Origin of the sequence: Nocardia puris (assembly GCF_003315035.1) — a bacterium.
GTDB classification, from domain to species: Bacteria; Actinomycetota; Actinomycetes; order Mycobacteriales; family Mycobacteriaceae; genus Nocardia; species Nocardia puris.
In genome coordinates this window covers 214,137-237,584 of record NZ_QNRE01000007.1, presented here as the reverse complement: position 1 = coordinate 237,584, position 23,448 = coordinate 214,137, and the positions used below count along the sequence as shown (strand labels likewise).

Below are 23,448 nucleotides of genomic sequence, written 5' to 3'. Positions count from 1 at the left end.
GGTGGTTCGTCGGGCTCAACGTTCCGGCCAGTACCAGGCGGGTTCGTCCAGCAATCCCTGCCCGCGCAGGGTGGTCGCGCCGGATTCCTTGACCAGTTCGAGGGTGTGGGCGGCGGGGTCGTGCGCGGTGATGGCGTGGCGCAGGGCGTCGGCGTGGGTGACGACCACGACCTGGGTGGATTCGGCGGCGGTGGCGACGAGTTCGCCGAGCGGGGCGAGCAGGTCGGGGTGCAGGCTGGTCTCGGGCTCGTTGAGGACCAGCAGCTCCGGCGGCCGGGGCGTGAGCAGCGCGGCGACCAGCAGCAGGTAGCGCAGGGTGCCGTCGGACACCTCCGCCGCGCCGAGCGGGCGCAGCAGGCCCGGCTGGTGCAGCAGCAGTTCGAACCGCCCATCCCTGGCGACGATGTCGACCCGGCTACCGGGGAACGCGTGATCGACGGCCTCGCTCAACTTCTCGTCGTCGCCGATCTCGCGAATGGTCTGCCACGCGGCGGCCAGATCCGCGCCGTCGTGGGCCAGCGCCATGGTCCTGGTGCCCAGGCGCGGGGTGCGGGCGGGTGCGTCGGCGTCGGTGCGCAGGTGGTCGTAGAAGCGCCAGGAGCGGATGCGTTCGCGCAGCACCAGCAGGTCGGGCGCGCGCTGCGGGTCGGCGAGTTCGGTGAGCATGGTCTCGTAGGGCCGCAGGGTGTGCGGCACCAGCGACCAGTCGCCGTCGTCGGCGCGCAGCCGCACCACCGGACCACCGCGTTCGGCGAGCGTGGTGACCGGGCGCAGCACCGGCCCCGCCCACACCGCCTCCGCCTTGATCTCCGGATCGCGGCCGAACAGCGTCCCCGGGCCGCCGGGGATCGGAATGCCCAGGTCGGCGGCGTAACCGAAATCTTCCCCCGCGAAACCCAGTCGCAGCGCCAGCGATTCGTCGCGCGCCGTGCGCCCCGGACCGGCCCACAGCGTCGAGTCGAGCCCGCCCTCGGCCGCGAGCGCCGCCACCGCGCCCTCGCGCGCGAACCCCGCCAGCAACCGCAGCACCCGGTACAGGCTGGACTTGCCGCTGCCGTTCGCGCCCGTGATCACGGTCAGCCGGCCCAGCGGCAACACCAGCCTGCGCAGCGAGCGGTAGTTCTCGACGGCGAGGGTGGTCAGCATGGCCCCAGGCTAGCCAGGCGGCTCAGAGCGCGCGGATCACCCGGGCCGGGTTGCCCGCGGCGAACACGCGCTCGGGCAGGTCGCGGGTCACCACGCTGCCCGCGCCGACCACCGTGTTCGACCCCACCGTCACGCCGGGACACACGATGACGCCGCCGCCGAACCAGACGTTATCGCCGATCGTGATCGGCGCGGCCGACTCCCAGCGCTGCCGCCGGGCCTCGTGGTCCGCCACCGGATGCAGCGCGGTGAGCAGCTGGCAGCGCGGGCCGATCGACACGTCGTCACCGATCGTGATCGGCGCGCAGTCCAGCAGGATGGCGTCGTAGTTGAGGAAGCTGTTCGCGCCGATCTCGATGAGATGGCCGTAGTCGCACTGGAATCGCGGCATGATCCACGACCCCTCGCCCAGTTTGCCGAGCAACTGCCGCAGCAGGACCTCGCGGCGGCCGGTCTCGTCCGGTCCCGTCCGGTTGAATTCGTCGCACAGCGCCTGCGCCCGCCGTCGCTCGGCCACCAGTTCCGGGTCGCTGTCCTTGTAGAGCTCCCCGCTCAGCATTCGCCGCTTCTGTTCTCCCACCGGGCCCACGGTAGCCGTGGGCGTCAGCCCGCCCGGTGGGCGGCGGATGGGGCGACGCGGTGCGCCAGCACCTGTTCGAGCAGCGCGACCAGCACCTCCTTCACCGAATCACGCTGCCGCGCATCGCATTCGAGCAGCGGGATCCACTCGTCGAGATCGAGGGCTTCGCGGACCTCGTCGAGGGCGAAGTGCGCGCCGCCTTCGAAGCGGTTCACCACCACCACGAACGGGATGGCGCGCTCCTCGAAGTAGTCGAGCACCGGGTAGCAGTCCTCCACCCGGTCGGTGTCGACCACGATCACCGCGCCGAGCGCGCCATCGGACAGATCGTCCCAGAGGAAGACGAACCGATCCTGGCCCGGTGTGCCGAACAGATAGAGCAGCAGCGAGCTGTCCAGCGTGATCCGGCCGAAATCCAGCGCGACGGTGGTCTGCGTCTTGTCGGCGCGGTGGCCCGCGTCGTCCACGCCCACCGAGAACTCGGTCATGGCGGCCTCGGTGACGAGCGGTTCGATCTCGGAGATGGCGCCGATGAACGTGGTCTTGCCGACGCCGAATCCGCCGCTCACGACGATCTTCACCGACGACTGGGGCGATGCTGGGGTGTCAGAGTGCGCGGACAAGATCCCTGATCCTCTCGATGGCGGCGGTGGAGAGCTCCTCGGCGGCGCGCACCGTCACGTGTCCCGCGGCGGCGAGATCGCTCACCACGACCTTCGCCACGCCCACCGGAACGCGCAGCGCCGCGCCGATCTCGGCGATGGAATGCGGCCGCTGACACAGCAGGACGACCGTGCGTTCCTCGAAGCGCAACGGCGCCGACAGCGCGGCGGGCGTGGCGTGCACGAGTGTTTCGATGCGCAGATCGTCGCGCAGCGGCAGGGTGCGGCCCGCCGTCACGACGAACGGCCGGACCACGGAATCCGCACCGTCGGTGGGCTTTTCGGCAGTGTCGTGGCTCGGATTCGCCGGGTCGAACCACCCGCCGGGACGGGTCACCGGGATCATGCGCGGGTCCGGCAGTCGCGGCAGGTCCGGATCGCTCATCTGCGCAACGACTCTCGCAGCCGGGAGATGAGCGCCGGGTCGAGCAGCGCGCCCGCGCGGTCGGCGAGCACCGCCATCTCGTAGCCGACCAGGCCCACATCGCAGCCGCCGTCGGCGATCACGCCCAGGCAGCTGCCGTCGCCGAGCGCCGACACCAGCAGAAACCCGCGGCGCATCTCGATCATGATGAGCTTCAGCCCGTCGAAGGCGTAGCTGCGCGAGGCGCTCCTGGCCAGGCCGGACAGTCCGGACACGATGGCGGCCAACCGGTCGGCACCGGCCCGGTCCAGCCCGTCGGACATGGCGATGAGCAGGCCGTCGGAGGACACCGCGACGGTGTCACGCACCCCGTCGGTGTCGCGGACGAAATTGGCCAGCATCCAGTTGAAGGTGTGCGGGTCGGCGGTCGGTCGCAGATCGGTGGTCACGGACTCCCCTTGTGCTCAGTGGTCGGCGCTGGATCGGGCCAGATCGCCGTCGGGCGTGGTGTTCTCGGTGCGTGGGCCGCCGCGCTGGTGCCCGGCGCGGAAGGCCGCGAGCATGCCGCGCACCTCCTCGGGTGAGCGTTCGACGGGCGGCGCGGCGGGTGGCCGCGCGGGCGTGGACGCGGGGCGCGCGGGTCTAGATCCCCTGGTGCGCTTGACGAGTCCATTGCGGGTGCGCTCCGGTTCGGTGGGCGTTGCGGCGGGCGGCGATGCCGGAGCGGGCGTCGCGGAGCGGAACCACGGAGACAACTCGGAACTGTTCGTCGCACGCGGCACAGGGGCGGAATTCGTTGCGGTGCGCGGTGTTTCGCCACCCTCGAGCGCCCGCACCGGACCGGCCGCGAGTGCGCGAGTTTCCCCGGTGACGTGGGCAGCCACCGCGCTCGACGCCGTCGGGGCGACCGCGGCCGGCGTCTCACCGCCGAGCAGGGCGGCGGGCAACCGCAGGCGCGCCGCGATACCGCTCACCGGGGCGACCGCGAGCACGACCTCGACGCCCAGGCGGCGAGCGAGACGGCCGACGACGTAGTGGCCGAGGTAGCGGGTCGGGGCGACGAGGAAGTCGCGCTCGCCGCGCAGGCGGGCGTTGGCCTCGGCGAGTTGGTCCTCCGCCATGCCGATCCCGTGGTCGACGACGGCGAGGAGGTAGCCGTCGGCGGTCTTGCGGCCGTAGATCTCGACTTCGAGGTCCGGCGGGGAGAACGCGAGCCCGTTCTCGATGAGTTCGGCGAGGATGTGCGCCAGTTCGCTCACCGCCGCGCCCGCGATGGCGACCTCGTCCACCCGGCGCAGCACCACGCGACGGTAGTCGTCCACTTCGGACAGGCCCGCGCGGATCACATCGGTGAGGGCGATCGGTGCGGCCCAGCTCCGGGGGCTGCCCTCGCCGACGAGCACGAGCAGGCTCTCGGCGTTGCGGCGCATGCGGGTGGCGAGGTGATCCAGCTCGAACAGGTTCGACAATGCCTTCGGGTCGAGTTCCTCGCGCTCGAACTCGCTGATCAGGCCGAGCTGCCTGCGCACGAGATTCTGGTTGCGGCGGGCCAGGTTCGCCATCGACTCGGTCGAATTGCGCCGCAGCAGCGCCTGTTCCGAGGCCAGCGCGTACGCGGTGTCCTGGACGCGGTCCAAAGCGCCTGCCACGGCCTCGATCTCGACCGACGCGCCGGGCGGGGTGCGGACCGGCGCCGGTCGATCCGGCGTCGTCTCGGGGTCGGCGTGCCAGGCGGCGATCACCTCGGGCAGGCGGCGGCTCGCCACGTCGTCGGCCACGTCGGCCAGCTCGGCCAGGGGACGCACGATCGCGCGCATACTCGCCACCACCAGCGCGACCTCCGCCGCGACGGCGGCCAGCGCGGCGAGCGCGAAGATCAGCAGCACCAGGGCGGCACGGTCGCGCAGGTCGTCGGCGCGGTCGCGCACGGCGTCGCCGACCGCCTGCTGCACGACGCGCTGCTCGTCGATCACCGCCGTCATCCGGGCCCACCAGTCACCGGGATCGACCGGGCGCACCAGCGGCCCCGCCGCCGAGTCCACCGCGACCCGCTCGGATTCCGCCGCGCGCGTGGCGTTCTCGCCGGCCAGCGCGGCGGCGAGCAGGTCCCGGTGCGCGGGGGTGGCATCGCGGGTGAAGGCGGCGAGCGCGATCGTCTTCGCGGCGCGGATGTCGAGGAACTGCACGTACTCGCCGGGCCCGAATCCGCCCGCCGCGAAGACACCGTTGAGGAATCCGCGTTCCCGGGCGGTCTGTTCCTTCGCCTCACCCAGCGCGGACAGGGCGAGCAGCCCGCGGCACACGGCGGCGTCGTCGGCGTGGTCCAGGCCGAGGCGCAGGTGGTTCAGGGTGTCGATGGCGTCGGTGTAGAACTGGAACGCGGCCTGCCTGCCGAGGCGGCGCTCGTCGATCTGGGCGCGCACCGCGGGCAACGCGGCCAAACGCCCGACGGCCGCCCGCACCTGATCCGAACCCGGTGCGCCGGAGGATGATTCGCCGTCCAGCGCGCGCAGGGCTCGATCCGTGGCGCCCCGCTGGTCGGCCACCGCGCCCGCCAGGCCGGCGTCCCCGCCGAGCATGCCGTTGCTCAAACCGCGTTCGCGCTGCGCCTCGTGCAGGACGTCCTGGACCGCCAGGGCGAGCGACACCGACTCGGCGGCCGCGCCGGCGCGCTGGTACGCCCGCACCTGCGCGGCGGCGGTGACCGCCAGCAGCGCGAAAACCACCGCGAGCGACACGGCGAGAATCCGGGCGAGCCGCCCGCGAATGGTGCGCGGACGCACGAGACCGCCGACAAAGCCGGCGCGCCCGGACGGACCGGTCGCCACGCCGGACGGCCGGGGTCCGGACCGCATTCGCACCACGGAAGCTCCTCGCGCGTTCGCCGCGACGGCCCGAACCGGCCCCCACGGGATTCACGAGCAAACTGCCACAGGGCCTCGGGAGCGTCAACGCGAAAAAGCGACAATCCGGACATCTCGCGGGTTGTCAACACGCTGGTAATCAACAATTTTCGAGATTTCGTTCCGCTCACCGCGCGGCGCGGGACGCGGTGCACCGCGCGACCGGCGCGGCGCACTCCCCCGAGGCGAGACCGGCCTTCGGTTCGGCCGGGCCGATCCGCCTACCCCTTCGCCGCCTCGCCCAGGATCGACAGCACCGGCTCGGACAGGTAGAACGGCTCCAGGCGCTCGCGAATCAGCTTGGCCAGCACGCCGTTTCGCTTGGCGCCCTCGACCACGGCCGGGCCGTAGCGCAGGATCTCGGCGGCGATGTCCTCGCCCGTGAGCCCGAGTTCGGGGAGCATCGCGGCCAGCGTGTAGTCGCCGTACTTGGCGTAGAACACCTCGACGCACTCCTCGACCAGCAGGCCGAGGTACTCCTTCTCGCGGGTGGTGACCGCGATCTCGTAGCAGAGCACCACGAGTTCGTTCAGGTCGGCCTTGGTGAGGTAGTCGCGCAGGCCGCTGACGGGCTCGTCGGCGTGCAGGTCCCAGAACTCCATGGCGGCCGAGTGGACCGGGGCGTCGCGCAGCATCTCGCGGATCGCGTTATTGGTGCGCTTGAGCGCGAACAGCGCACCCTTGCCCGCCAGATCCCCGACGAAGGTGCCGTCGGCGGCCTTCTTCGCCCGGTTCGCCGCGGACTGGCCCAGCGACATCAGCGAGGAGACGCCCGGGATCTTCTCGGCGCGCTCCAGATTGGCCTGCATGAAGTCGCCGACCAGCTTGTCGACGAACCGCGAGGCGACGGTCGCCACCAGCGGGCTCTCGGTGAGCCGGTCCAGGATGCGTTCCTGGGCCTGGTGCATGCCGAGGATCTTCTCCAGCAGCGCCTCCACCGGCTCGCGGTCCACCACCTGGCCGAGGGTGTAGCTCTCGTTCTCGGCGATGTGGTCGTAGATGGTGTCGGAGAAGACGCCGACGGTGTCGGCCAGCACCGGACTACCGCCGATCAGGTCGATGACGGTGGCGACGGTCTGCTTGGCCTGATCCAGCTCGACCACGTCGCGGAAGATCAACGTGTCGGCGACGCCGAGCACGGTGTCGACATCGCGGGCGACCACTTCGGCGAAGCGGTCGCCGGTCACCTCCGCGAGCAGGAATTCGACCTGCGCGTCGAGTAGCCGTTCGGCGATCTCACGCGGCTCGCTCATACCACTGCACCCCATCCACTGGCTCCGGCACGCCGGACCGGGGTACGTCAGTCGGTGTCGCGCAACGATTTCCGTATCCGGTCCAGGCGTTCCCGCGCGGCCTTCTCACGCGCGGCGAACTGTTCCTCGACGCCGCGGCCCGCCGGGGTCTGCCGGTCCAGCTCACCCATGCCCTGCGCGACGCCGAAGCGCTGCTCGACCTTATCGCGAACCGAATCGAAAGTCGGCACCCCCGAGGGCGAATATCCGGGGTCGGCGGCGGGCGTCGGGATACCGGTCGGCGGTACCGGTACCGCCGGTACCGGAAAAATGCCCCCGACCTGCCCGGATGCGGGATCCGCCTGCGCGGCCTCCGAACCGGACGTGTCGGGACTCACATTCTTCTCGGAGTCGGCATGACCGACACCGGCCAGTTCGTCGAGCGCGGTGCGCACCGCCCAGAGCGCGGCACGCCCCTCGACCGCGCCCCGCAGCACCGCCACCAGCTCCTGGTCCGTCAGCGCCCGCAACCGCGCCTCGATCTCGGCAGCCTCACTCATCTCCGCGCCTCCCTGACTGTGGGCCGACCCGCACCGAACCGGCCTCCGGAATCCAGGCTACGCACCGCGGCGGTCCGGCAGGATCTCCTCGGTCCAGGTGCGTAGGAGGGTGGTCCAGTCCGCGCCGAGCAGGGGGATGACGTCGTTGTGGCCGGCGCCGGGGACGATGTGGAGGCGTTTGGGGTGGTGGGCGGCGGCGTGCAGGCGTTGGGCGTGGCGGAGCGGAAGGAGTTCGTCCTGGTCGCCGTGGACGATGAGGACCGGGGTGGTCAGGGTGGGGATGCGGCGCAGGGTGGGGTAGGCGTCGGGGACGAGGGGCCGGGGCAGGAAGGGGTAGATCGAGGTGGCGGCGTCGCGCAGGCCGGTGAAGGTGGACATGAGGATCAGCCCGGCCGGCGGGTGGACGGTGGCCAGTTCGGTGAGCACTCCCCCGCCGAGCGATTTGCCCAGGTAGAGAACGCGCTCCGGGTCGACGCCGGGTTGCGCGAGGAGAGCCTTGCGGGCGGCGCGGGCGTCGAGGTAGGTGCCGAGTTCGGTGGGACGGCCGGTGCTGCGGCCGTAGCCGCGGTAGTCGAAGGCGAGCACATCGAAGCCCGCCTCGGCGAGCAGCGCGAAGATCGCGACCCGGTCGCCGATATTGCCCGCGTTGCCGTGCGCGAACAGCACGTGCCCGATCGGCTCGCGCGCCCGCACCCACCAGCCGTGCAGCGTTTCCCCGTCCTCGGTGCGCGGTGTGACCTCGGTGAAGTCCAGCCCCAGCACGGCGGGTGTCTGAAGGAGTTCCCGGTGCTGCGGCAGGTAGGTCAACGCGTGCAGGATCGGGGTGGCCGGGTGTCGCATAGTCCCTTCTTACCCCGGTGTGAGAGGTCTGTCGGTGGCCGCTCCCCTGTCGGCGCGCTCAGCCGCGTGGTTCGATGATCGAGTGTTCCGTGAACGAACCGTGCCGCCCCGCGCCTTCCGCGAAACGGGTTGCGCCCGTGAGGGTATCGGCCGCGATCGACGAAAGGCCGTGCTGGAACTCGTTGGCCAGCGCGTCCCCTTCGCCGAGCCCTTCCTGTTCGAGCAGCGACAGCCGGTCGTGGCGCAGACAGGTCTGCGGGAAGGCGGCCAGTTCGTGCGCGAGTTGCCGCGCGGCGCTGAGACTTTCGCCGGTGGGGACGGTCCGGTTGACGAGCCCGATGCGCAGCGCCTCGTCGGCGGGCACCGCGCGGCCGGTGAGCACGAGGTCCATGGCGTGGCTCGCGCCGATGAGCCGGGGCAGGCGCACGGTGCCGCCGTCGATGAGGGGCACGCCCCAGCGGCGGCAGAAGACCCCGAGCACGGCGTCGTCCTCGGCCACCCGCAGATCGGCCCACAGCGCGAGTTCGAGCCCGCCCGCGACGGCGTGGCCTGCGATCGCCGCGATCACCGGTTTGGACAGCCGCATCCGGGAGACGCCCATGGGCGCGTCGCCCTCGGGGTCCAGGCGGTTCGGCTCACCCGACGCGACGGCCTTGAGGTCGGCGCCGGCGCAGAACGTGCCGCCGACGCCGTAGAGGACGGCCACCGAGGCGGTGTCGTCGGCGTCGAAGGCGCGGAACGCGTCGGCCAGCGCCTCGGCGGTGGCCCGGTTCACCGCGTTGCGCACCTCGGGCCGGTTGATGCCGATGGTCGTCACGGGCCCGTCCCGCTCGACGAGCACCAGAGTGTCCGACATATCCGCTCCTGCCTGGATCGCGACCGCCGTGGGCGCGAGGGTTCGTCTCGCCGACGATAACAGGATCCTCCGCGCCCGGGCCGGACGGCAACGAGTCCGGGCGGCGCGATCGCCACCCGGACCCGTTGGAGCGCAGGAACTCTCAGCTACGCAGCACCGCGCCGACGGCGTCGGCAGCCGAGGCGACGGCCGCGTCGCGCGCCGCGCTGGCCTCGTCCTCGGTGAGCGTGCGGTCGGTCGCGCGGAAGCGCAGGGCGTAGGTGAGCGACTTGCGCCCCTCCCCCGCCTGCGCGCCCTCGTACACGTCGAACAGGGCGACGTCCTCGAGCAGCTCGCCGCCGCCCGAGCGCAGCGCGGTCTCGACGGCGGCGGCGGGTACGCCCTTCTCGACGCTCACCGACACGTCCTGGAGGACGGCGGGGAACGGCGACACCACCGGCACCGGCCGGGATTCGCGCAGCGGCAGTGCGTCGAGGTCCAGCTCCAGCGCGCAGGTGCGCGGCGGCAGGCCCGCCCGCTCCAGCACGGCCGGGTGCAGTTCGCCCGCGTGACCCACGACCTCGCCCTCCACCACCAGTTCGGCGCAGCGGCCCGGATGCCAGGGCAGGTACGCGGCGGCACGGCGCTCGATCGTGACGCCGGCGGCGTCGGCGATCTCGTCGGCGAGCGCGAACGCGTCGGCGGCCTCGGCCTGGCGGCCCCCACCCCACGGACCGCGCGGCTCGCGGCGACCGGTCAGCACCGCGCCGATGTGCACCGGCTGCGCGGGCAGCGAGTCGAGGAGCTCGGCGATCTGCTCGTCGGTGGGACGGCGATCCACCGGCAGCGCCTCGACCGCCCTGGTGCCGGGGCCGGGCAGCACCACCTGCGCGATGCCGTACAGGGTGAGGTCGCGCGCGCCGCGAGAGATGTTGCGGGCGGCCACTTCCAGCAGACCGGGCAGCAGCGTGGTGGCCAGCTCGGCGCGTTCCACGTCCAGCGGGTTGAGCACGCGGGTGGTGACGCGTCGCGGATCGTCGGCGTCCAGACCCCACACATCGAATACGCCGGCGGGCAGGAACACCGGCGGCGGCACTTCCACGCCGCCGGCGAAGGCCAGCGCGCGGCTCACCGCGCGACGGCGCCGCTGGGTGGCGGTGAGCCCGCGCCCGGCCGGGGCGGTCGGCACGACCGACGGGATCTGCTCCAGGCCCTCCAGCCGCAGCACCTCCTCCACCAGGTCGGCGGGCTGCGTGAGGTCCGGCCGCCAGCTCGGCGGGGTGACCACGAGCTGGCCGTGCCCGGTCGCCTCGTCCACCGACACCTCGACGGTGCACCCGATCTGGGCGAGCCGCCGCGCGCTGGTGCCGGTCGGGTAGGTCACGCCCGCGACGCGATCGGCCAGGTCGATATCGATGCGGATCGGTTCGGTCGGCGGCAGCGGCACGCGCACGTCGGTGAGCACTGGTTCGACGGTGCCGCCGGCGATCTCGGCGAGCAGGGTGGCGGCGCGGTCCAGCGCGACGATATTGATCTCGGGATCGACCACGCGCTCGTAGCGCTTACCGGCCTCCGACACCAGCTTGTGCCTGCGCGCCGTGCGGTAGACCAGCAGCGGATTCCAGACGGCCGCCTCCAGCACCACGTCGGTGGTCTCGGGACCCACCTCGGTGCTGGCGCCGCCCATCACGCCGGCCAGCGAGATCACGCCGGAATCGTCGGCGATCACCACATCCTCGGCGTCGAGCACCCGCTCGGTCTCGTCCAGGGTGCGCAGGGTCTCGCCCTTGTTGGCGGTGCGCACCACCAGGCCGCCGGTCAGCTTCGCCTCGTCGAAGGCGTGCAGCGGCTGGCCCAGCTCCAGCATGACGTAGTTGGTGACGTCGACCGCGGGCGAGATCGGGCGCACACCCGCGAGCAGCAGCCTGCGCTGCAACCACCACGGGCTCACCGCGTCCGGGTCGATGCCGGTGACGCGGCGCACGCCGAAACGGGTGCACAGCGAGGACGGCTCCACCTTCACCGGCCAGGCGTCGGGCTCGTCGTCGGGCAGCGAGCGCACCGCCGGATCGGCGTACTCGAGATCGAAACCGCAGGCCAGCTCGCGCGCGAGGCCGCGCACCGAGAAGCAGTAGCCGCGGTCGGGCGTGATGTTCAGCTCGATGATCGTGTCATCGAGACCGAGCACCTCGTTGGCGTCGGTGCCCGGTTCGGCGGTGCCCGGCTCCAGCACCAGGATGCCGGAGTGGTCCTTGCCGATGCCGAGTTCGGCCACCGAGCAGATCATGCCGTGCGACACGTGCCCGTAGGTCTTGCGCGAGGAGATCGCGAACCCGCCCGGCAGCACACCGCCGGGCAGCACCACGACGACCAGATCGCCGACGGCGAAATTCGTGGCGCCGCAGACGATCTCCTGCGGGTCGGGGTTGCCGACGTCGACCTTGCAGAAGCGGATCGGCTTCTTGAACTCGGTGAGTTCGGTGATCTCGAGGACGCGGCCGACGACCAGCGGCTTGTCCACCTCCGCCCCGGGGGCGACGGTCACCCGCTCCAGCCGGTCGACCTCCTCGACCTCGAGGCCGACGCGGACGAAACCGGCGTCCAGCTCCTCCGGCGTCACCGACCACTCGGGCGTGGTCCGCCGGATGATCTCGGTCAGCCAGGACTGCGCTACTCGCACTTGACGTTTCGCTCTCTCGATCGAAGGGTGAGGTCAGGACCGGACGCCGAAGGGCAGCGTGAAACGCACGTCGCCCTCGACGATGTCGCGCATATCGGGAATGCCGTTGCGGAACTGCAGCGTCCGCTCGAGCCCCATGCCGAACGCGAAGCCGCTGTACACCTCGGGGTCGATGCCGCTGGCGATCAGCACCTTCGGGTTGACCATGCCGCAGCCGCCCCACTCGACCCAGCCCGCGCCGCCCTTCTTGTCCGGGAACCACACGTCCACCTCGGCGGACGGCTCGGTGAAGGGGAAGTAGTTGGGCCGCATGCGGGTGCGGGTGTCGGGGCCGAACAGCGCCCGCGCGAACGCGTCCAGCGTGCCGCGCAGATGCGCCATGGTGAGGCCCTTGTCGACGGCCAGACCTTCGACCTGCGAGAACACCGGCGTGTGCGTGGCATCCAGCTCGTCGGTGCGGAACGTGCGGCCGGGGCACACCACGTAGATCGGCAGCTCGCGCTCCAGCATCGACCGCACCTGCACGGGCGAGGTGTGGGTGCGCAGCACCTGGCGCGACCCCTCCGGCGCGATGTGGAAGGTGTCCTGCATGGTGCGGGCCGGGTGGTCGGGCAGGAAGTTGAGCGCGTCGAAGTTGAAGTGCTCGGTCTCCACCTCGGGACCCTCGGCGACCTCCCAGCCCATCGCGACGAACACGTCGGCGACCTGCTCGGAGATCACGGTGATCGGGTGCCGGGCGCCCACCGCCGTGCGCCGCGCGGGCAGCGTGACGTCGATGGCCTCGGCGACCAGCACGGCGGCGTCGCGTTCGGCGAGCAGCACGGCGCGGCGGGCCTCGAACGCCTCCGACACCCGGGTGCGGGCCACATTCACGCGCTTGCCCGCGTCGGCCTTCTCCGACTTGGGCAGGCCGCCCAGGGCGCGCTGGGCGAGCGCGATCGGGGATTTGCCGCCGATGTGCTCGGTCTTGGCCGCCGCGAGGGCGTCCAGATCGGCGGCCGCGGCGAACGCCTTCTCGGCCTCGGCCGCGGCGGCGGCCAGCGCCTCCTCGGTCAGCGCCGTGTCTTGCTGCTCGACTCCCGTACTGTCGTCGGCCACGATCGTTCGTCTCTCCCCTGGGGATCGGTGCGCGGGTCCGGCTCATGGCCTACCCACATTGCTGCTGGTGGAATCCTATGGGATCGCCTTCGCCCGTTTCACGCGGATTACCCCGCGTGCCGGACCCTGGCCCCCGCGTACAGGCAGATCGCGGCCGCCGCGGCCAGGTTGAGGCTCTCGGCGCGGCCGTGGATGGGGATGCGGACGCGGTGGTCGGCGCGGGCGGCGACGGCCGGGTCCAGCCCGTGCGCCTCGTTGCCGAACAGCCAGGCCACGGGGCCCGCGAACACCTCGTCGGCGTCGTCGAGATCCAGTTCGCCGGTGGCGGTGGTGGCCAGCAGGGTGACCCCGGCCGCGGCGAGCGCGTCGAGGGCGGCGGTGACGTCGCGCTCGCGGGCGATCGGGACGTGGAACAGGCTGCCCGCGCTGGCGCGGACGCATTTGCCGTTGTGCGGGTCGACGGTGTCGCCCGCGAGCAGCACGCCGTCGGCGCCGACCGCGTCGGCGACCCGGATGAGGGTGCCCGCGTTGCCGGGTTCGGCGATCTCGACGGGCACCGCGAGCATGCGCGGACCGGTGCCCAGGATGTCGGCGAGCGGCACGTCGACCACGTCGCAGACCGCGATCAGGCCCGGCGCGGTGACGGTCTCGCCGAGATGCTCGGCGGCGCGGTCGCTCACCAGCGTGGTGCGCACGCCCGACGCCGCCGCGCCCGCGACCAATTCGTGCTCGCGCGCGGCGGCGGCCGCGGAGTAGAACAGCTCGCGCACCCGCCCGGTCTCCAGCGCGGCGGTGACGGCGTTCGCGCCCTCGGCCAGGAACTGTCCGGTCTTGCGGCGCTGCGCGGCGCGATGCAGCTTGACAGCCGAAACGACCCGCGGATTGCGCTCGGAGAGCGCGTCCGCGGGTCGTTCCGGGAGATGCCTCGTGGTCAAGCTCAGGCGGCGGGCGCGTTGACGTCGGCGGGCAGCGCGGCCTTGGCCACGGCTACCAGGCCGGCGAAGGCCTCGGCGTCGGAGACGGCCAGCTCGGCCAGAATCTTGCGGTCCACCTCGACACCCGCGGCCTTCAGGCCCTGGATGAAGCGGTTGTAGGTGATGTCGTTGAGGCGCGCCGCGGCGTTGATGCGGGCGATCCACAGCTTGCGGAAGTCACCCTTGCGCGCCCGGCGGTCCCGGTAGGCGTAGGTGAGCGAGTGCAGCTGCTGTTCCTTGGCCTTGCGGTACAGGCGCGAGCGCTGGCCCCGGTAGCCCTTGGAGGCCTCGAGGATGGAACGGCGCTTCTTCTGAGCGTTGACGGCCCTTTTGACGCGTGCCACTGGTCAGTCCTTGATCGAATAGGGGGCGCGTGCGGCGCCCGGGTGGGTCGGGGAGGCGGACCGGAGATCCGGTCGCGGCGCCGTCAGATGCCGAGCAGCTTCTTCACGCGGCGGACGTCGGCGGCCGCGACGACCTCCGTGCCGTCCAGGCGGCGCGTCCGGCGGGAGGGCTTGTGCTCGAACAGGTGGCGACGGTTCGCCTGCTGACGCAGCAGCTTGCCCCGGCCCGAAACCTTGAAACGCTTCGAGGCGCCGCTGTGGCTCTTCTGCTTCGGCATGGATTCCTCAGTTCTGTCGTACCGGCCGCCGGGATCGGCGGCCGGTGTCTTCGTCATGGCTACGCGAGCGCGACCTATTCGGCCGGGCCCGCGGCCGGGGTCTCACCGGCCGGTGCGGCGTTCGCGGGCGCCGGGCGGCCCGACTCCTGCTGCGCCTTCACGCGGGTCTTCGCGCCCTTGTGGGGGGCGAGGACCATGGTCATGTTGCGGCCGTCCTGCTTGGCCGAGGTCTCCACGAAACCCAGATCCGCGACGTCGGAGGCCAGGCGCTGCAGCAACCGGAAACCCAGTTCGGGTCTGGACTGCTCGCGGCCGCGGAACATGATCGTCACCTTGACCTTGGACCCGGCCTCGAGGAAGCGAACGACGTTGCGCTTCTTGGTCTCGTAGTCGTGGTCGTCGATCTTGGGACGGAGCTTCTGCTCCTTGATCACGGTCTGCTGCTGGTTCTTCCGGGACTCGCGCGCCTTCTGCGCCGTCTCGTATTTGAACTTGCCGTAGTCCATGATCTTGCAGACCGGCGGACGGGCATCGGGGGCCACCTCGACCAAGTCGAGATCGGCCTCGAGGGCGACGCGTAACGCATCTTCAACACGCACGATCCCAACCTGCTCACCGCCAGGTCCGATGAGTCGGACCTCGGGAACGCGGATGCGATCGTTGATGCGGGTCTCAGTGCTGATGGGGCCTCCTAGGTCAAGCGGTGTCGTCGTGACGACCCCCGCAATAACTGCAACCCCTTGTTCAACACAGAAGCCCCGCCACGGTATTTCGCCGTGACGGGGCCCGAGTCGACCGATCACCGATGCGCCGCATCGGTTCGCCCGCGCGAGATGCGTCCCGCGGGCGAAATCCGGCCCCGGAGGGCGGATGACCGGACCGTTGTCCCTGTGCGATCGCTCGCCGGGTAACGGTGGGAGTCGGGCTCCACTTATCGGCCCCGTGGTCGTTCGATGTCAAGTTCCATCAGACGCCCCGGGGCGGTCGTCGGCGAAAAGTTTAGCATTGCCGACCGCTATAGCCGAATCGGGTCGAAATCCCGTTGCCCACGGTCGGCTGCGGTGCCAGGATCGCCCGGTGCCCACTCCCCCGCGCGACCTGTTGACCTGGCAATTCGAGCTGACCTGGGCGCTGGCGCGCTATCACCTCGACGTATTGACCGAGGACGACGTCCTGTGGGAACCGGCCGGTCTCGTCTGGACGGTACACCGTGGCGCGGACGGCCGCTGGCGGCCGGATTGGGCCGAGGTGGAGCCCGACCCGATCCCCGTGCCCACGATCGCCTGGCTCACCTGGCACATCGACTGGTGGTGGAGCACGGCGCTCGCGCACCTGCGCGGCGAGACGCCACCCGAGCGGGAAGACGTGTACTGGGCCGGGAGCGGCGCGGCGGCTGTCGCCCGGCTCGACGCGTTGCGCGACGCGTGGGTCGCCGCGCTGGCGGAGGCGGATCCGGACCGGCCGTCCGCCTACCCGTGGCCGGCCGACGCCGGGCTCACCGGCACCCACCTCGCCGGATGGGTGAACGCCGAACTGATGAAGAACGTCGCCGAGATCGGGCAGCTCCGGCTGCTGCGAACGGCCTCGCTAGCCTGAGGGCATGACTGACGAGCCCGACACCTCCGTGCGCGAACTGGCCGACATCCCCTCCGTCGAGGTGATCAGCCGCGCGGCCGTGATGCTGATGAGTTCCGCGGCGGAGAAGCTGGGGCTCGGCGACGCCGATCCCGACAACAGCCCCTACCGCGACCTGGACGAGGCGCGCCGCGTCATCACCGCGCTCGCCGGGCTGGTCACCGCGTCCGTGGAGTACCTGGGGCCGCACGCCGGTCCGATCCGGGAAGGGTTGCAGTCGTTGCAGCGCGCGTTCCGGGAGGCGTCGGCGCATCCGGACGCGCCGGGGCAGGGACCGGGTGAGAAGTACACCGGGCCGGTGTACTGAGGGACTGTCGGGCCATTCCGCGATCTGGTGGGCCGACACCGCGGCCACTGCGACTTCGGACGTTGTGGTCGGCGGCACCCCAAGGGATGCCGGCTCGGTGAGACCGGCTCGAGGTCGGGACAGCCCCGAATCCCCTGGCGCACCGCGCCGTCCGAGACGACGGCACCGCGCTGACGGTCGGCCCAGGATCGCGCCGCCGAGACCCACGGCGGATGCGCATTCGAGCGGCGAGGGCAGCGGCGGAGCGTCTGCGCGCCGGAGGTGTCCGCGACCGCACTGTGCGGGCGGCCCGCTGCGGCCGCCCCTTCGGTCCGTCGGCCCACACTCGGCTCGCGACGACGGCGGGAACTGAGCCCGTCACCTCGAGGGCCGTGTCCTCGGTCGCCCGGGCGGTAGATCCTCCGGCATGCTGTAGGGATGGCGCGGATCGTTCTGGTACCCGGATTCTGGCTCGGCGCGTGGGCGTGGGACGAGGTCGCGGCCGACCTGCGCGGGCGCGGGCACGACGTGGTCGCGCTGACCCCGCCCGGCCGGGACCCGGCCGACCCCGATCGCTTCACGGCGACCTTCGAGCAGCAGGCCCGCGCGATCCTGGACGCCGCCGGCGACGCGGAAGACGTTGTGGTGGTGGCGCATTCGGGTGGAGCATCCGCCGCCTACCTCGCCACCGACTACGCGCCGGACCGGTTCCGCCGCGCGGTGTACGTGGACGCCGCGCCGGTGCGTGACGGGTTCGTCATCAAGGGCGACCTCGGCGACGCCACGGAATACCCGCTGCCGGACTGGGAGCTGTTCGAGTCCGAGGGCACCAGCCTCGACGGCTTGGACGAGGCCGCGCTGGCGCGGTTCCGCGAGCGGGCCGTGTCGGAGCCGGCGAGCATCGCGGGAGCCCCACTGCGCCTGAGTGATTCACCCGCCCGCCTCCGGGTGCCGACGACCGTCGTGTGCACCAGCATCACGGCCGAGTTGGTCCGCCAGCTCAGCGCGAGCGGCGAAGCGCCTGCCTTCGAGGAGATCGACCGCCTCGCCGACGTCACCCTCCTCGACCTCCCCACCGGCCACTGGCCGATGTGGTCGGAGGCGAAGAAGCTGGCCGACCTCATCGACGCCGCCACGGTGGAGTGAGCCGACGACAAGGGCGGGGTGGGCCGTTCGGCCGCACCCCGCCCCCGGGTCGGTGACCCGCTCAGAGTCCCGGGGTGACCGAGATCGATGAGCCGGTGGCGATGGCTTGGGCCAGCGCCTGGAAAAGGCTGGTCAGGCCGGAGCTGCCGGTGTCCATGGTGGTGGTTCCTTTCGCTGGGCGCTCAGGCGCCGGGGGTGTAGTTGAGGGACGAGCCGCCGCTCAGAAATGCCAAGATCTGCGCGACCAGCGCGGCGATATCCACGCCTTCCATGGGGGTGTTCCTTTCCTTCCCAACGGCTTTCGGGCATGACGACAACCCGGGCCGTGTTCACTTACCGCAACTGTCCGGGACGCAACCCGACACGGTGAGCCGATCTTACACACGCTTGTTTCACTTCTGTCCAGCTTTTCGGCAACCCGGTCCGGCCGCCCCGTCCAGCACCACCCCGCCACCCAACCGCGCGCCACGAAAAGCACTGTGCCGCACCGGTGATCCGATGCGGCACAGTCACAGTCGACGCGGCGAACCTCAGCGCAAGGCGGCGGCCTTCCGCGCGAGCTTCTTCGCCACCGCCGTCTCGGCGGGCGCCTTGGCCACCGCCTTCTTGGCCGGGGCCTTCTTCGCCGCCGTCTTCTTGGCGGGCGCCTTCTTCGCCGGCGCCTTCGCGGGGACGGCGCGGGCGCCCTCGGCGAGCGCTTCCTTCAGGAACTGCCCCGTGTAGCTGTCCGCGACGGCGGCGACGTCTTCCGGTGTGCCCTCGGCGACGACGGTGCCACCGCCCGAACCGCCCTCGGGCCCCATGTCCACCACCCAGTCGGCGGTCTTGATGACGTCGAGGTTGTGCTCGATGACGATCACCGTGTTGCCCTTGTCGACCAGGCCGTTGATCACGCCCAGCAGCTTGCGGATGTCCTCGAAGTGCAGGCCGGTGGTGGGCTCGTCCAGGATGTAGACGGTGCGGCCGGTGGAGCGCTTCTGCAACTCCGCCGCCAGCTTCACGCGCTGCGCCTCGCCGCCGGACAGGGTGGGCGCGCTCTGGCCGAGGCGCACGTACCCGAGACCGACGTCGACCAGGGTCTTGAGGTAGCGGTGGATCGAGGTGACCGGCTCGAAGAACTCGGCCGCCACCTCGATGGGCATGTCCAGCACCTCGGCGATGGTCTTGCCCTTGTAGTGCACCTCGAGGGTTTCCCGGTTGTAGCGCGCGCCCTGGCACACCTCGCACGGGACGTACACGTCGGGCAGGAAGTTCATCTCGATCTTGAGGGTGCCGTCGCCGGAGCACGCCTCGCAGCGCCCGCCCTTGACGTTGAACGAGAACCGGCCCGGCTGGTAGCCGCGCACCTTCGCCTCGGTGGTGGCCGCGAACAGGGTGCGGATCTTGTCGAACACGCCGGTGTAGGTGGCCGGGTTGGAGCGCGGCGTGCGCCCGATGGGCGACTGGTCGACCTGCACCAGCTTGTCCAGGTGGTCGAGCCCGTTGACGCGGGTGTGGCGGCCGGGCACCTGGCGCGCGCCGTTGAGCTTGTTGGCCAGCACGGTGGCGAGGATGTCGTTGACGAGCGTGGACTTGCCCGATCCGGAGACGCCGGTGACGGCGGTGAGCACGCCCAGCGGGAAGGACACGTCGATGCCCTTCAGGTTGTGCTCGGTGGCGCCGACGACGGTGAGCTTGCGCTTCTTGTCGACCGGGCGGCGCACCATCGGCACCTCGATGCGCTCGCGGCCCGCGAGGTAGGCGCCGGTGAGCGAGTCCGGGTCGGTGAGCAGTTCCTGGTACGGACCGCTGTGCACCACCCGGCCGCCGTGTTCGCCGGCGAGCGGGCCGATGTCGACCACCCAGTCCGAGGCGCGGATGGTGTCCTCGTCGTGTTCGACCACGATCAGGGTGTTGCCGAGATTCTTCAGGCGCGTGAGGGTTTCGATGAGGCGGCGGTTGTCGCGCTGGTGCAGGCCGATGGAGGGCTCGTCCAGCACGTAGAGCACGCCGACCAGACCGGACCCGATCTGGGTGGCCAAGCGGATGCGCTGCGCCTCACCGCCGGACAGCGTGGCCGCCGCCCGCGACAGGGTGAGGTACTCGAGGCCGACGTCGAGCAGGAAGCCGAGCCGCGCCTGCACCTCCTTGAGCACCTGGCCCGCGATCGCGGCCTCCCGCTCCCCCAGTGTGAGCGCGTTCAGGAACGCCGAGCAGTCGCCGATGGAGAGATCGCTCACGTCGGCGATGGACTTGCGCTCCCCGCCCGAGGCGATGGTGACGGCCAGGATCTCCGGGCGCAGCCGCGCGCCGTTGCAGACGGGGCACGGGATATCGCGCATGTACCCGTCGTAGTGCTCCTTCATCTGCTCGGACTCGGTGTTCTCCATGCGCCGCTGCAGGAACGGCATCACGCCTTCGAAATCGGCGTAGTACGACCGCTTGCGGCCGTAGCGGTTGGTGTAGGAGACGTGCACCTGGTCGGCGCTGCCCTCGAGCACGGCCTTGCGCGCCTTGAGCGGCAGGTCCCGCCACGGGGTGTCCATGGAGAACCCGACCGCCTCCGCCAGGCCGGCGAGCAGGCGGTTGAAGTACTCGGCGGTCTGCCCGCGCGACCACGGCGCGATGGCGCCCTCGGCCAGGCTCAGGTCGGGGTCGGGGACCACCAGGTCGGGGTCGACCTCCTTGCGGATGCCGAGTCCGGTGCAGTCGGGGCAGGCGCCGTAGGGCGAGTTGAAGGAGAACGAGCGCGGTTCGAGATCCTCGATGTCGAGGGGGTGGCCGTTGGGGCAGGCCAGCTTCTCGGAGAAGCGGCGCTCCCGGTCGTGGGCGTGCTCGTCGCGGTCCACGAAGTCCAGCACGACGATGCCGTCGGCCAGGCGCAGCGCCGTCTCGATCGAGTCGGTGAGGCGCTGTTTGGAGGTGGGCTTGACGGTGAGGCGGTCCACGACCACCTCGACGTCGTGCTTCTCCTGCTTCTTCAGCTTCGGCGGATCGGTGAGGGGGTAGACCACGCCGTCGACCCGCACGCGCGAGTAGCCCTGGGTGTTGAGCTGGTCGAACAGGTCCACGAACTCGCCCTTGCGGGTGCGCACCACCGGCGCGAGCACCTGGAATTTGGTGCCCTCGGGCATGGCCAGCACCTGGTCGACGATCTGCTGCGGGGTCTGCTTGGCGATGAGCTCGCCGCAGACCGGGCAGTGCGGGGTGCCCGCGCGCGCGTAGAGCAGGCGCAGGTAGTCGTACACCTCGGTGATGGTGCCGACGGTGGACCGCGGGTTGCGGTTGGTGGACTTCTGGTCGATGGACACCGCGGGCGAGAGCCCCTCGATGAAGTCGACGTCGGGTTTGTCCATCTGGCCGAGGAACTGGCGGGCGTAGGCCGACAGCGATTCGACGTAGCGGCGCTGGCCCTCGGCGAAGATGGTGTCGAAGGCGAGGCTGGATTTGCCGGAGCCGGAGAGTCCGGTGAACACGATCAGGCTGTCGCGGGGCAGATCGAGGTCGACCCCCTTGAGGTTGTGCTCCCGAGCTCCGCGCACAGTGAGGCGTTCCGCCACCTGGTCAGTCCCTTCTCGATCGTGTGTCGAACGTGCAGATACACCCCCGCTGGCCATGCTAGGCCCGACCACCGACAAGTTTCGCGGCGCGAGGCGAAGCGCACGATCCGGCGCCGGTTCACCCGGCCCGGCGGACCCCGTCGGCGGTGCCGCGCACCCGGGTGCCGCGCTCGTCCACGGTGACGTGCACCGTGCCCGCCCCCACCCGCACGCCGCGGATGCGCAGCGGCAGGTACCGGTCGGGCACGGCCGGAGCGACGCGCACCCCGTCGGCCTCGGGTTCCAGCCGCAGCAGCGCGCGCAGGAACAGCAGGGGCGCGGCGGCCGCCCACGCCTGCGGCGAACAGGAGGTGGGATACGGCACGGGTGCGTCGAATTCCGAACGATCGAAACCGCAGAACAGTTCCGGCAACCGGTGGTCGAAGTGGGCGGCCGCGTCGAGAACGGCCTCGGCGACGCGGGCCGCGTGCGCGGTGAATCCGTAGCGGGCCAGCCCGGCGGCGCACAGGGCGTTGTCGTGCGGCCACACCGATCCGTTGTGGTAGCTGACGGGGTTGTAGGCGCCCATCTCCGCGGACAGGGTGCGGATGCCCCAGCCGCTGAACATGTCCGGGGCGAGCAGCCGGTCGGCGACGAGCGCGGCCTTGTCCTCGTCGGCGATGCCGGTCCACAGGCAGTGGCCGATATTCGAGGTGAGAGCGTCGATGGGACGCTTGTCGCGATCCAGGCCCAGGGCGTACCAGCCGCGGTCGGGCAGCCAGAACGCCGCGTCGAACGCCTCCTTCAGGCGCGCGGCGGCGGCGCGCAGGCGGGTGGCGGTCGCGGTGTCGCCGGTGTCGTCGGCGAGCGCGGCCCTGGCGAGGTAGGCGGCGTAGGCGTAGCCCTGCACCTCGGCGAGCGCGATGGGCGCCTCGGGCAGGGAGCCGTCGGCGAAGGTGACGCCGTCCCACGAGTCCTTCCAGCCCTGGTTGCCGAGCCCGGTGTCGCCGGTGCGGCGATATTCGACGAAGCCGTCGCCGTCCGCGTCGCCGTAGCGTTCGATCCAATCGATCGCGCGGTCGGCGTGCGGGAGCAGCGCGTCGCGGTCGGCCGGGTCCAGGCCCCAGCGGTTCAGTTCGCCGAGGAGCATCACGAACAGCGGCGTGGCGTCGGCGGTGCCGTAGTAGACCGGCGCGCCCCCGGGCAGCCGGGCCGCGGCGCGCCCGACGCGCACCTCGTGCGGGATGCGTCCGGGCTGTTCCTCGGTGACGGGGTCCGCGCGGGTGCCCTGGAGATCGGCGAGGGTGCGCAGGGTGCCGAGCGCGGGCGCGGTGTCCAGGGGCAGTGACATCCACGAGGTGAGCAGCGAGTCGCGGCCGAACAGCGCCATGTACCAGGGCGCGCCGGCCGCGACGGCGGTGCGGTCGCCGTCGGCGAGGCGCAGCGCGCCGAGATCGGCGAGGGTGCGGTGCAGCACGGCCGACAGCGTGTGGTCGGCGGTGCCGACGACCGGGGCGGATGCGTACCAGTCGCGCAACCGGCGCGCCGGCGCGCTGTCGGCCACGGCGACGCCGCACGGGTGGCCGGGGGTGATCTCCTCGTCACCGAGGTGCGGCAGGTACTGGACGCAGCCGGTCCAGGTGCCGCGCGGCGGGAGCCGCAACCGCCAGCGCAGCGCGCGGCCCACGGCGGTGGCGCCGGCCGCGCGGACGGTGACGGCGAGCCCCGGTGCGGCCGCGATGTCGAGTGCGCCTTCGCCGCAACGGATCTCGGTGGCGCAGGCGGCGTCGCGCCCGTCCTTGACAGCGAAGAGGTCGGCGAAGTCGGCGTCCACTTCTAGGGCGAGGACGCAGTCGAACGCGGTGCCCGCGAGGTTGCGGACGGTGAGGTCCTCGCGCATGCCGTCGCCGACGTGTCGCGCGACGGTGACCAGGGCGGCGCTGTCGGCCCGGCCCTCGGGCGGCGGGGTGCGCAGCAGCAGGGTGGCGCTGAACGGTTCGGCGGGGCGCACGCCGAGCGGTTGCGGGGCGTGGCCGTTCACCGTGAGCCGCCAGCCCGACAGCACGCGGGTGTCACGGACGAACAGTCCCTCGGCACGGTCGGCGGCGATCGTGCCACCGCCGCGGCTGAGGCAGAATGTGGACCCCTCGACCAGCATCACCGACGGCGCGCTCATGCCGGTACCTCATGTGATCGCGCCCCGCGCACGCCACCCGACCCCGTGGAACCCCCTGCCGCCGAGTGGACCATCGGCTACAACTTCCGTGCGTGCGATACCGGATGTCCAGCATACTCGGAAAGATCAACAAGCCCACCGGCTTTCGCGCGGCCGTTCACGGGACGCGGTGCGCGCGCACGCGCTAGGTT

The 23,448-nt window shown here is 71.6% G+C and carries 21 protein-coding genes; 3 read left to right on the top strand and 18 right to left on the bottom strand.

Features of this window, described 5'->3' with window-relative positions:
* Positions 1-15: 15 nt before the first annotated feature.
* The 16 genes from DFR74_RS19785 to infC all read right to left on the bottom strand — a co-directional run bounded on the left by DFR74_RS19785 (position 16) and on the right by infC (position 15,224).
* On the bottom strand, positions 16-1,146 hold the full coding sequence (locus tag DFR74_RS19785; RefSeq protein ID WP_067506682.1) for an AAA family ATPase: 1,131 nt from the start codon (positions 1,144-1,146) through the stop codon (positions 16-18).
* A 22-nt stretch (positions 1,147-1,168) separates the two neighbouring features.
* Positions 1,169-1,705 carry a sugar O-acetyltransferase gene (locus DFR74_RS19780; protein WP_198161707.1) on the bottom strand — a complete coding sequence of 179 codons (537 nt, stop codon included), beginning with the start codon at positions 1,703-1,705 and terminating at the stop codon, positions 1,169-1,171.
* Positions 1,706-1,749: 44 nt separating this feature from the next.
* Positions 1,750-2,352 (bottom strand): GTP-binding protein, encoded by a 603-nt coding sequence (locus DFR74_RS19775; protein WP_198161708.1) that lies wholly within the window; start codon positions 2,350-2,352, stop codon positions 1,750-1,752.
* Positions 2,333-2,773 carry a DUF742 domain-containing protein gene (locus DFR74_RS19770; protein ID WP_067506689.1) on the bottom strand — a complete coding sequence of 147 codons (441 nt, stop codon included), beginning with the start codon at positions 2,771-2,773 and terminating at the stop codon, positions 2,333-2,335. The genes DFR74_RS19775 and DFR74_RS19770 overlap by 20 nt, the downstream gene beginning before the upstream one ends.
* Complete coding sequence (locus tag DFR74_RS19765) at positions 2,770-3,201, bottom strand: roadblock/LC7 domain-containing protein (RefSeq protein ID WP_067506693.1); 432 nt, start codon at positions 3,199-3,201, stop codon at positions 2,770-2,772. The genes DFR74_RS19770 and DFR74_RS19765 overlap by 4 nt, the downstream gene beginning before the upstream one ends.
* Positions 3,202-3,216: 15 nt before the next feature.
* A complete protein-coding gene (locus tag DFR74_RS19760; RefSeq protein ID WP_084537459.1) occupies positions 3,217-5,607 on the bottom strand; it encodes a sensor histidine kinase in 2,391 nt (796 codons plus the stop codon).
* 269 nt (positions 5,608-5,876) lie between these two features.
* On the bottom strand, positions 5,877-6,908 hold the full coding sequence (locus tag DFR74_RS19755) for a hypothetical protein (protein ID WP_067506696.1): 1,032 nt from the start codon (positions 6,906-6,908) through the stop codon (positions 5,877-5,879).
* Positions 6,909-6,955: 47 nt separating this feature from the next.
* Positions 6,956-7,447: a hypothetical protein gene (locus DFR74_RS19750; protein ID WP_195125859.1), complete on the bottom strand. Its 492-nt coding sequence runs from the start codon at positions 7,445-7,447 to the stop codon at positions 6,956-6,958.
* Positions 7,448-7,504: 57 nt separating this feature from the next.
* Positions 7,505-8,287, bottom strand: a complete 783-nt coding sequence (locus tag DFR74_RS19745; RefSeq protein ID WP_067506699.1) for an alpha/beta hydrolase — start codon at positions 8,285-8,287, stop codon at positions 7,505-7,507.
* A 58-nt stretch (positions 8,288-8,345) separates the two neighbouring features.
* The gene (locus tag DFR74_RS19740; protein ID WP_067506702.1) at positions 8,346-9,143 is read right to left on the bottom strand and encodes a crotonase/enoyl-CoA hydratase family protein; all 798 of its coding nucleotides are present in this window, start codon (positions 9,141-9,143) and stop codon (positions 8,346-8,348) included.
* Between the two features lie 142 nt (positions 9,144-9,285).
* On the bottom strand, positions 9,286-11,802 hold the full coding sequence (gene pheT, locus DFR74_RS19735; protein WP_067506705.1) for a phenylalanine--tRNA ligase subunit beta: 2,517 nt from the start codon (positions 11,800-11,802) through the stop codon (positions 9,286-9,288).
* Between the two features lie 33 nt (positions 11,803-11,835).
* Positions 11,836-12,900 carry a phenylalanine--tRNA ligase subunit alpha gene (gene pheS, locus DFR74_RS19730; RefSeq protein ID WP_067506709.1) on the bottom strand — a complete coding sequence of 355 codons (1,065 nt, stop codon included), beginning with the start codon at positions 12,898-12,900 and terminating at the stop codon, positions 11,836-11,838.
* A gap of 107 nt (positions 12,901-13,007) precedes the next feature.
* Positions 13,008-13,835 carry a TrmH family RNA methyltransferase gene (locus tag DFR74_RS19725; protein ID WP_067506712.1) on the bottom strand — a complete coding sequence of 276 codons (828 nt, stop codon included), beginning with the start codon at positions 13,833-13,835 and terminating at the stop codon, positions 13,008-13,010.
* 2 nt (positions 13,836-13,837) lie between these two features.
* On the bottom strand, positions 13,838-14,218 hold the full coding sequence (gene rplT, locus DFR74_RS19720; protein WP_067506715.1) for a 50S ribosomal protein L20: 381 nt from the start codon (positions 14,216-14,218) through the stop codon (positions 13,838-13,840).
* 83 nt (positions 14,219-14,301) lie between these two features.
* On the bottom strand, positions 14,302-14,496 hold the full coding sequence (gene rpmI / locus DFR74_RS19715) for a 50S ribosomal protein L35 (RefSeq protein WP_067506831.1): 195 nt from the start codon (positions 14,494-14,496) through the stop codon (positions 14,302-14,304).
* Between the two features lie 74 nt (positions 14,497-14,570).
* Positions 14,571-15,224 (bottom strand): translation initiation factor IF-3, encoded by a 654-nt coding sequence (gene infC / locus DFR74_RS19710; protein ID WP_084537460.1) that lies wholly within the window; start codon positions 15,222-15,224, stop codon positions 14,571-14,573.
* 349 nt (positions 15,225-15,573) lie between these two features.
* Between infC and DFR74_RS19705 the strand changes: the two genes are divergently transcribed.
* The 3 genes from DFR74_RS19705 (at position 15,574) to DFR74_RS19695 (ending at position 17,563) form a co-directional block, all read left to right on the top strand.
* Positions 15,574-16,092, top strand: a complete 519-nt coding sequence (locus tag DFR74_RS19705) for a DinB family protein (protein ID WP_067506724.1) — start codon at positions 15,574-15,576, stop codon at positions 16,090-16,092.
* A gap of 4 nt (positions 16,093-16,096) precedes the next feature.
* Complete coding sequence (locus DFR74_RS19700; RefSeq protein WP_067506726.1) at positions 16,097-16,438, top strand: DUF1844 domain-containing protein; 342 nt, start codon at positions 16,097-16,099, stop codon at positions 16,436-16,438.
* Positions 16,439-16,855: 417 nt separating this feature from the next.
* Positions 16,856-17,563 carry an alpha/beta fold hydrolase gene (locus DFR74_RS19695; RefSeq protein WP_067506731.1) on the top strand — a complete coding sequence of 236 codons (708 nt, stop codon included), beginning with the start codon at positions 16,856-16,858 and terminating at the stop codon, positions 17,561-17,563.
* Between the two features lie 530 nt (positions 17,564-18,093).
* On the opposite strand, the gene uvrA is transcribed toward DFR74_RS19695, so the two are convergent.
* Positions 18,094-21,102 carry an excinuclease ABC subunit UvrA gene (uvrA, locus tag DFR74_RS19690; protein WP_067506733.1) on the bottom strand — a complete coding sequence of 1,003 codons (3,009 nt, stop codon included), beginning with the start codon at positions 21,100-21,102 and terminating at the stop codon, positions 18,094-18,096.
* Positions 21,103-21,220: 118 nt separating this feature from the next.
* Entirely contained in the window at positions 21,221-23,257 is a 2,037-nt protein-coding gene (locus DFR74_RS19685; RefSeq protein WP_067506736.1) for an amylo-alpha-1,6-glucosidase, read from the bottom strand.
* Positions 23,258-23,448 lie beyond the last annotated feature (191 nt).

What these genes read in the sequence shown, in the direction of transcription:
- DFR74_RS19785 (WP_067506682.1), bottom strand. Translation starts at nt 1,146, where the DNA reads ATGCTGACCACCCTCGCCGTCGAGAACTACCGCTCGCTGCGCAGGCTG.
- DFR74_RS19780 (WP_198161707.1), bottom strand. Translation starts at nt 1,705, where the DNA reads ATGCTGAGCGGGGAGCTCTACAAGGACAGCGACCCGGAACTGGTGGCC.
- DFR74_RS19770 (WP_067506689.1), bottom strand. Translation starts at nt 2,773, where the DNA reads ATGAGCGATCCGGACCTGCCGCGACTGCCGGACCCGCGCATGATCCCG.
- DFR74_RS19760 (WP_084537459.1), bottom strand. Translation starts at nt 5,607, where the DNA reads ATGCGGTCCGGACCCCGGCCGTCCGGCGTGGCGACCGGTCCGTCCGGG.
- DFR74_RS19755 (WP_067506696.1), bottom strand. Translation starts at nt 6,908, where the DNA reads ATGAGCGAGCCGCGTGAGATCGCCGAACGGCTACTCGACGCGCAGGTC.
- DFR74_RS19750 (WP_195125859.1), bottom strand. Translation starts at nt 7,447, where the DNA reads ATGAGTGAGGCTGCCGAGATCGAGGCGCGGTTGCGGGCGCTGACGGAC.
- DFR74_RS19745 (WP_067506699.1), bottom strand. Translation starts at nt 8,287, where the DNA reads ATGCGACACCCGGCCACCCCGATCCTGCACGCGTTGACCTACCTGCCG.
- DFR74_RS19740 (WP_067506702.1), bottom strand. Translation starts at nt 9,143, where the DNA reads ATGTCGGACACTCTGGTGCTCGTCGAGCGGGACGGGCCCGTGACGACC.
- rpmI (WP_067506831.1), bottom strand. Translation starts at nt 14,496, where the DNA reads ATGCCGAAGCAGAAGAGCCACAGCGGCGCCTCGAAGCGTTTCAAGGTT.
- DFR74_RS19700 (WP_067506726.1), top strand. Translation starts at nt 16,097, where the DNA reads ATGACTGACGAGCCCGACACCTCCGTGCGCGAACTGGCCGACATCCCC.
- DFR74_RS19695 (WP_067506731.1), top strand. Translation starts at nt 16,856, where the DNA reads ATGGCGCGGATCGTTCTGGTACCCGGATTCTGGCTCGGCGCGTGGGCG.
- DFR74_RS19685 (WP_067506736.1), bottom strand. Translation starts at nt 23,257, where the DNA reads ATGAGCGCGCCGTCGGTGATGCTGGTCGAGGGGTCCACATTCTGCCTC.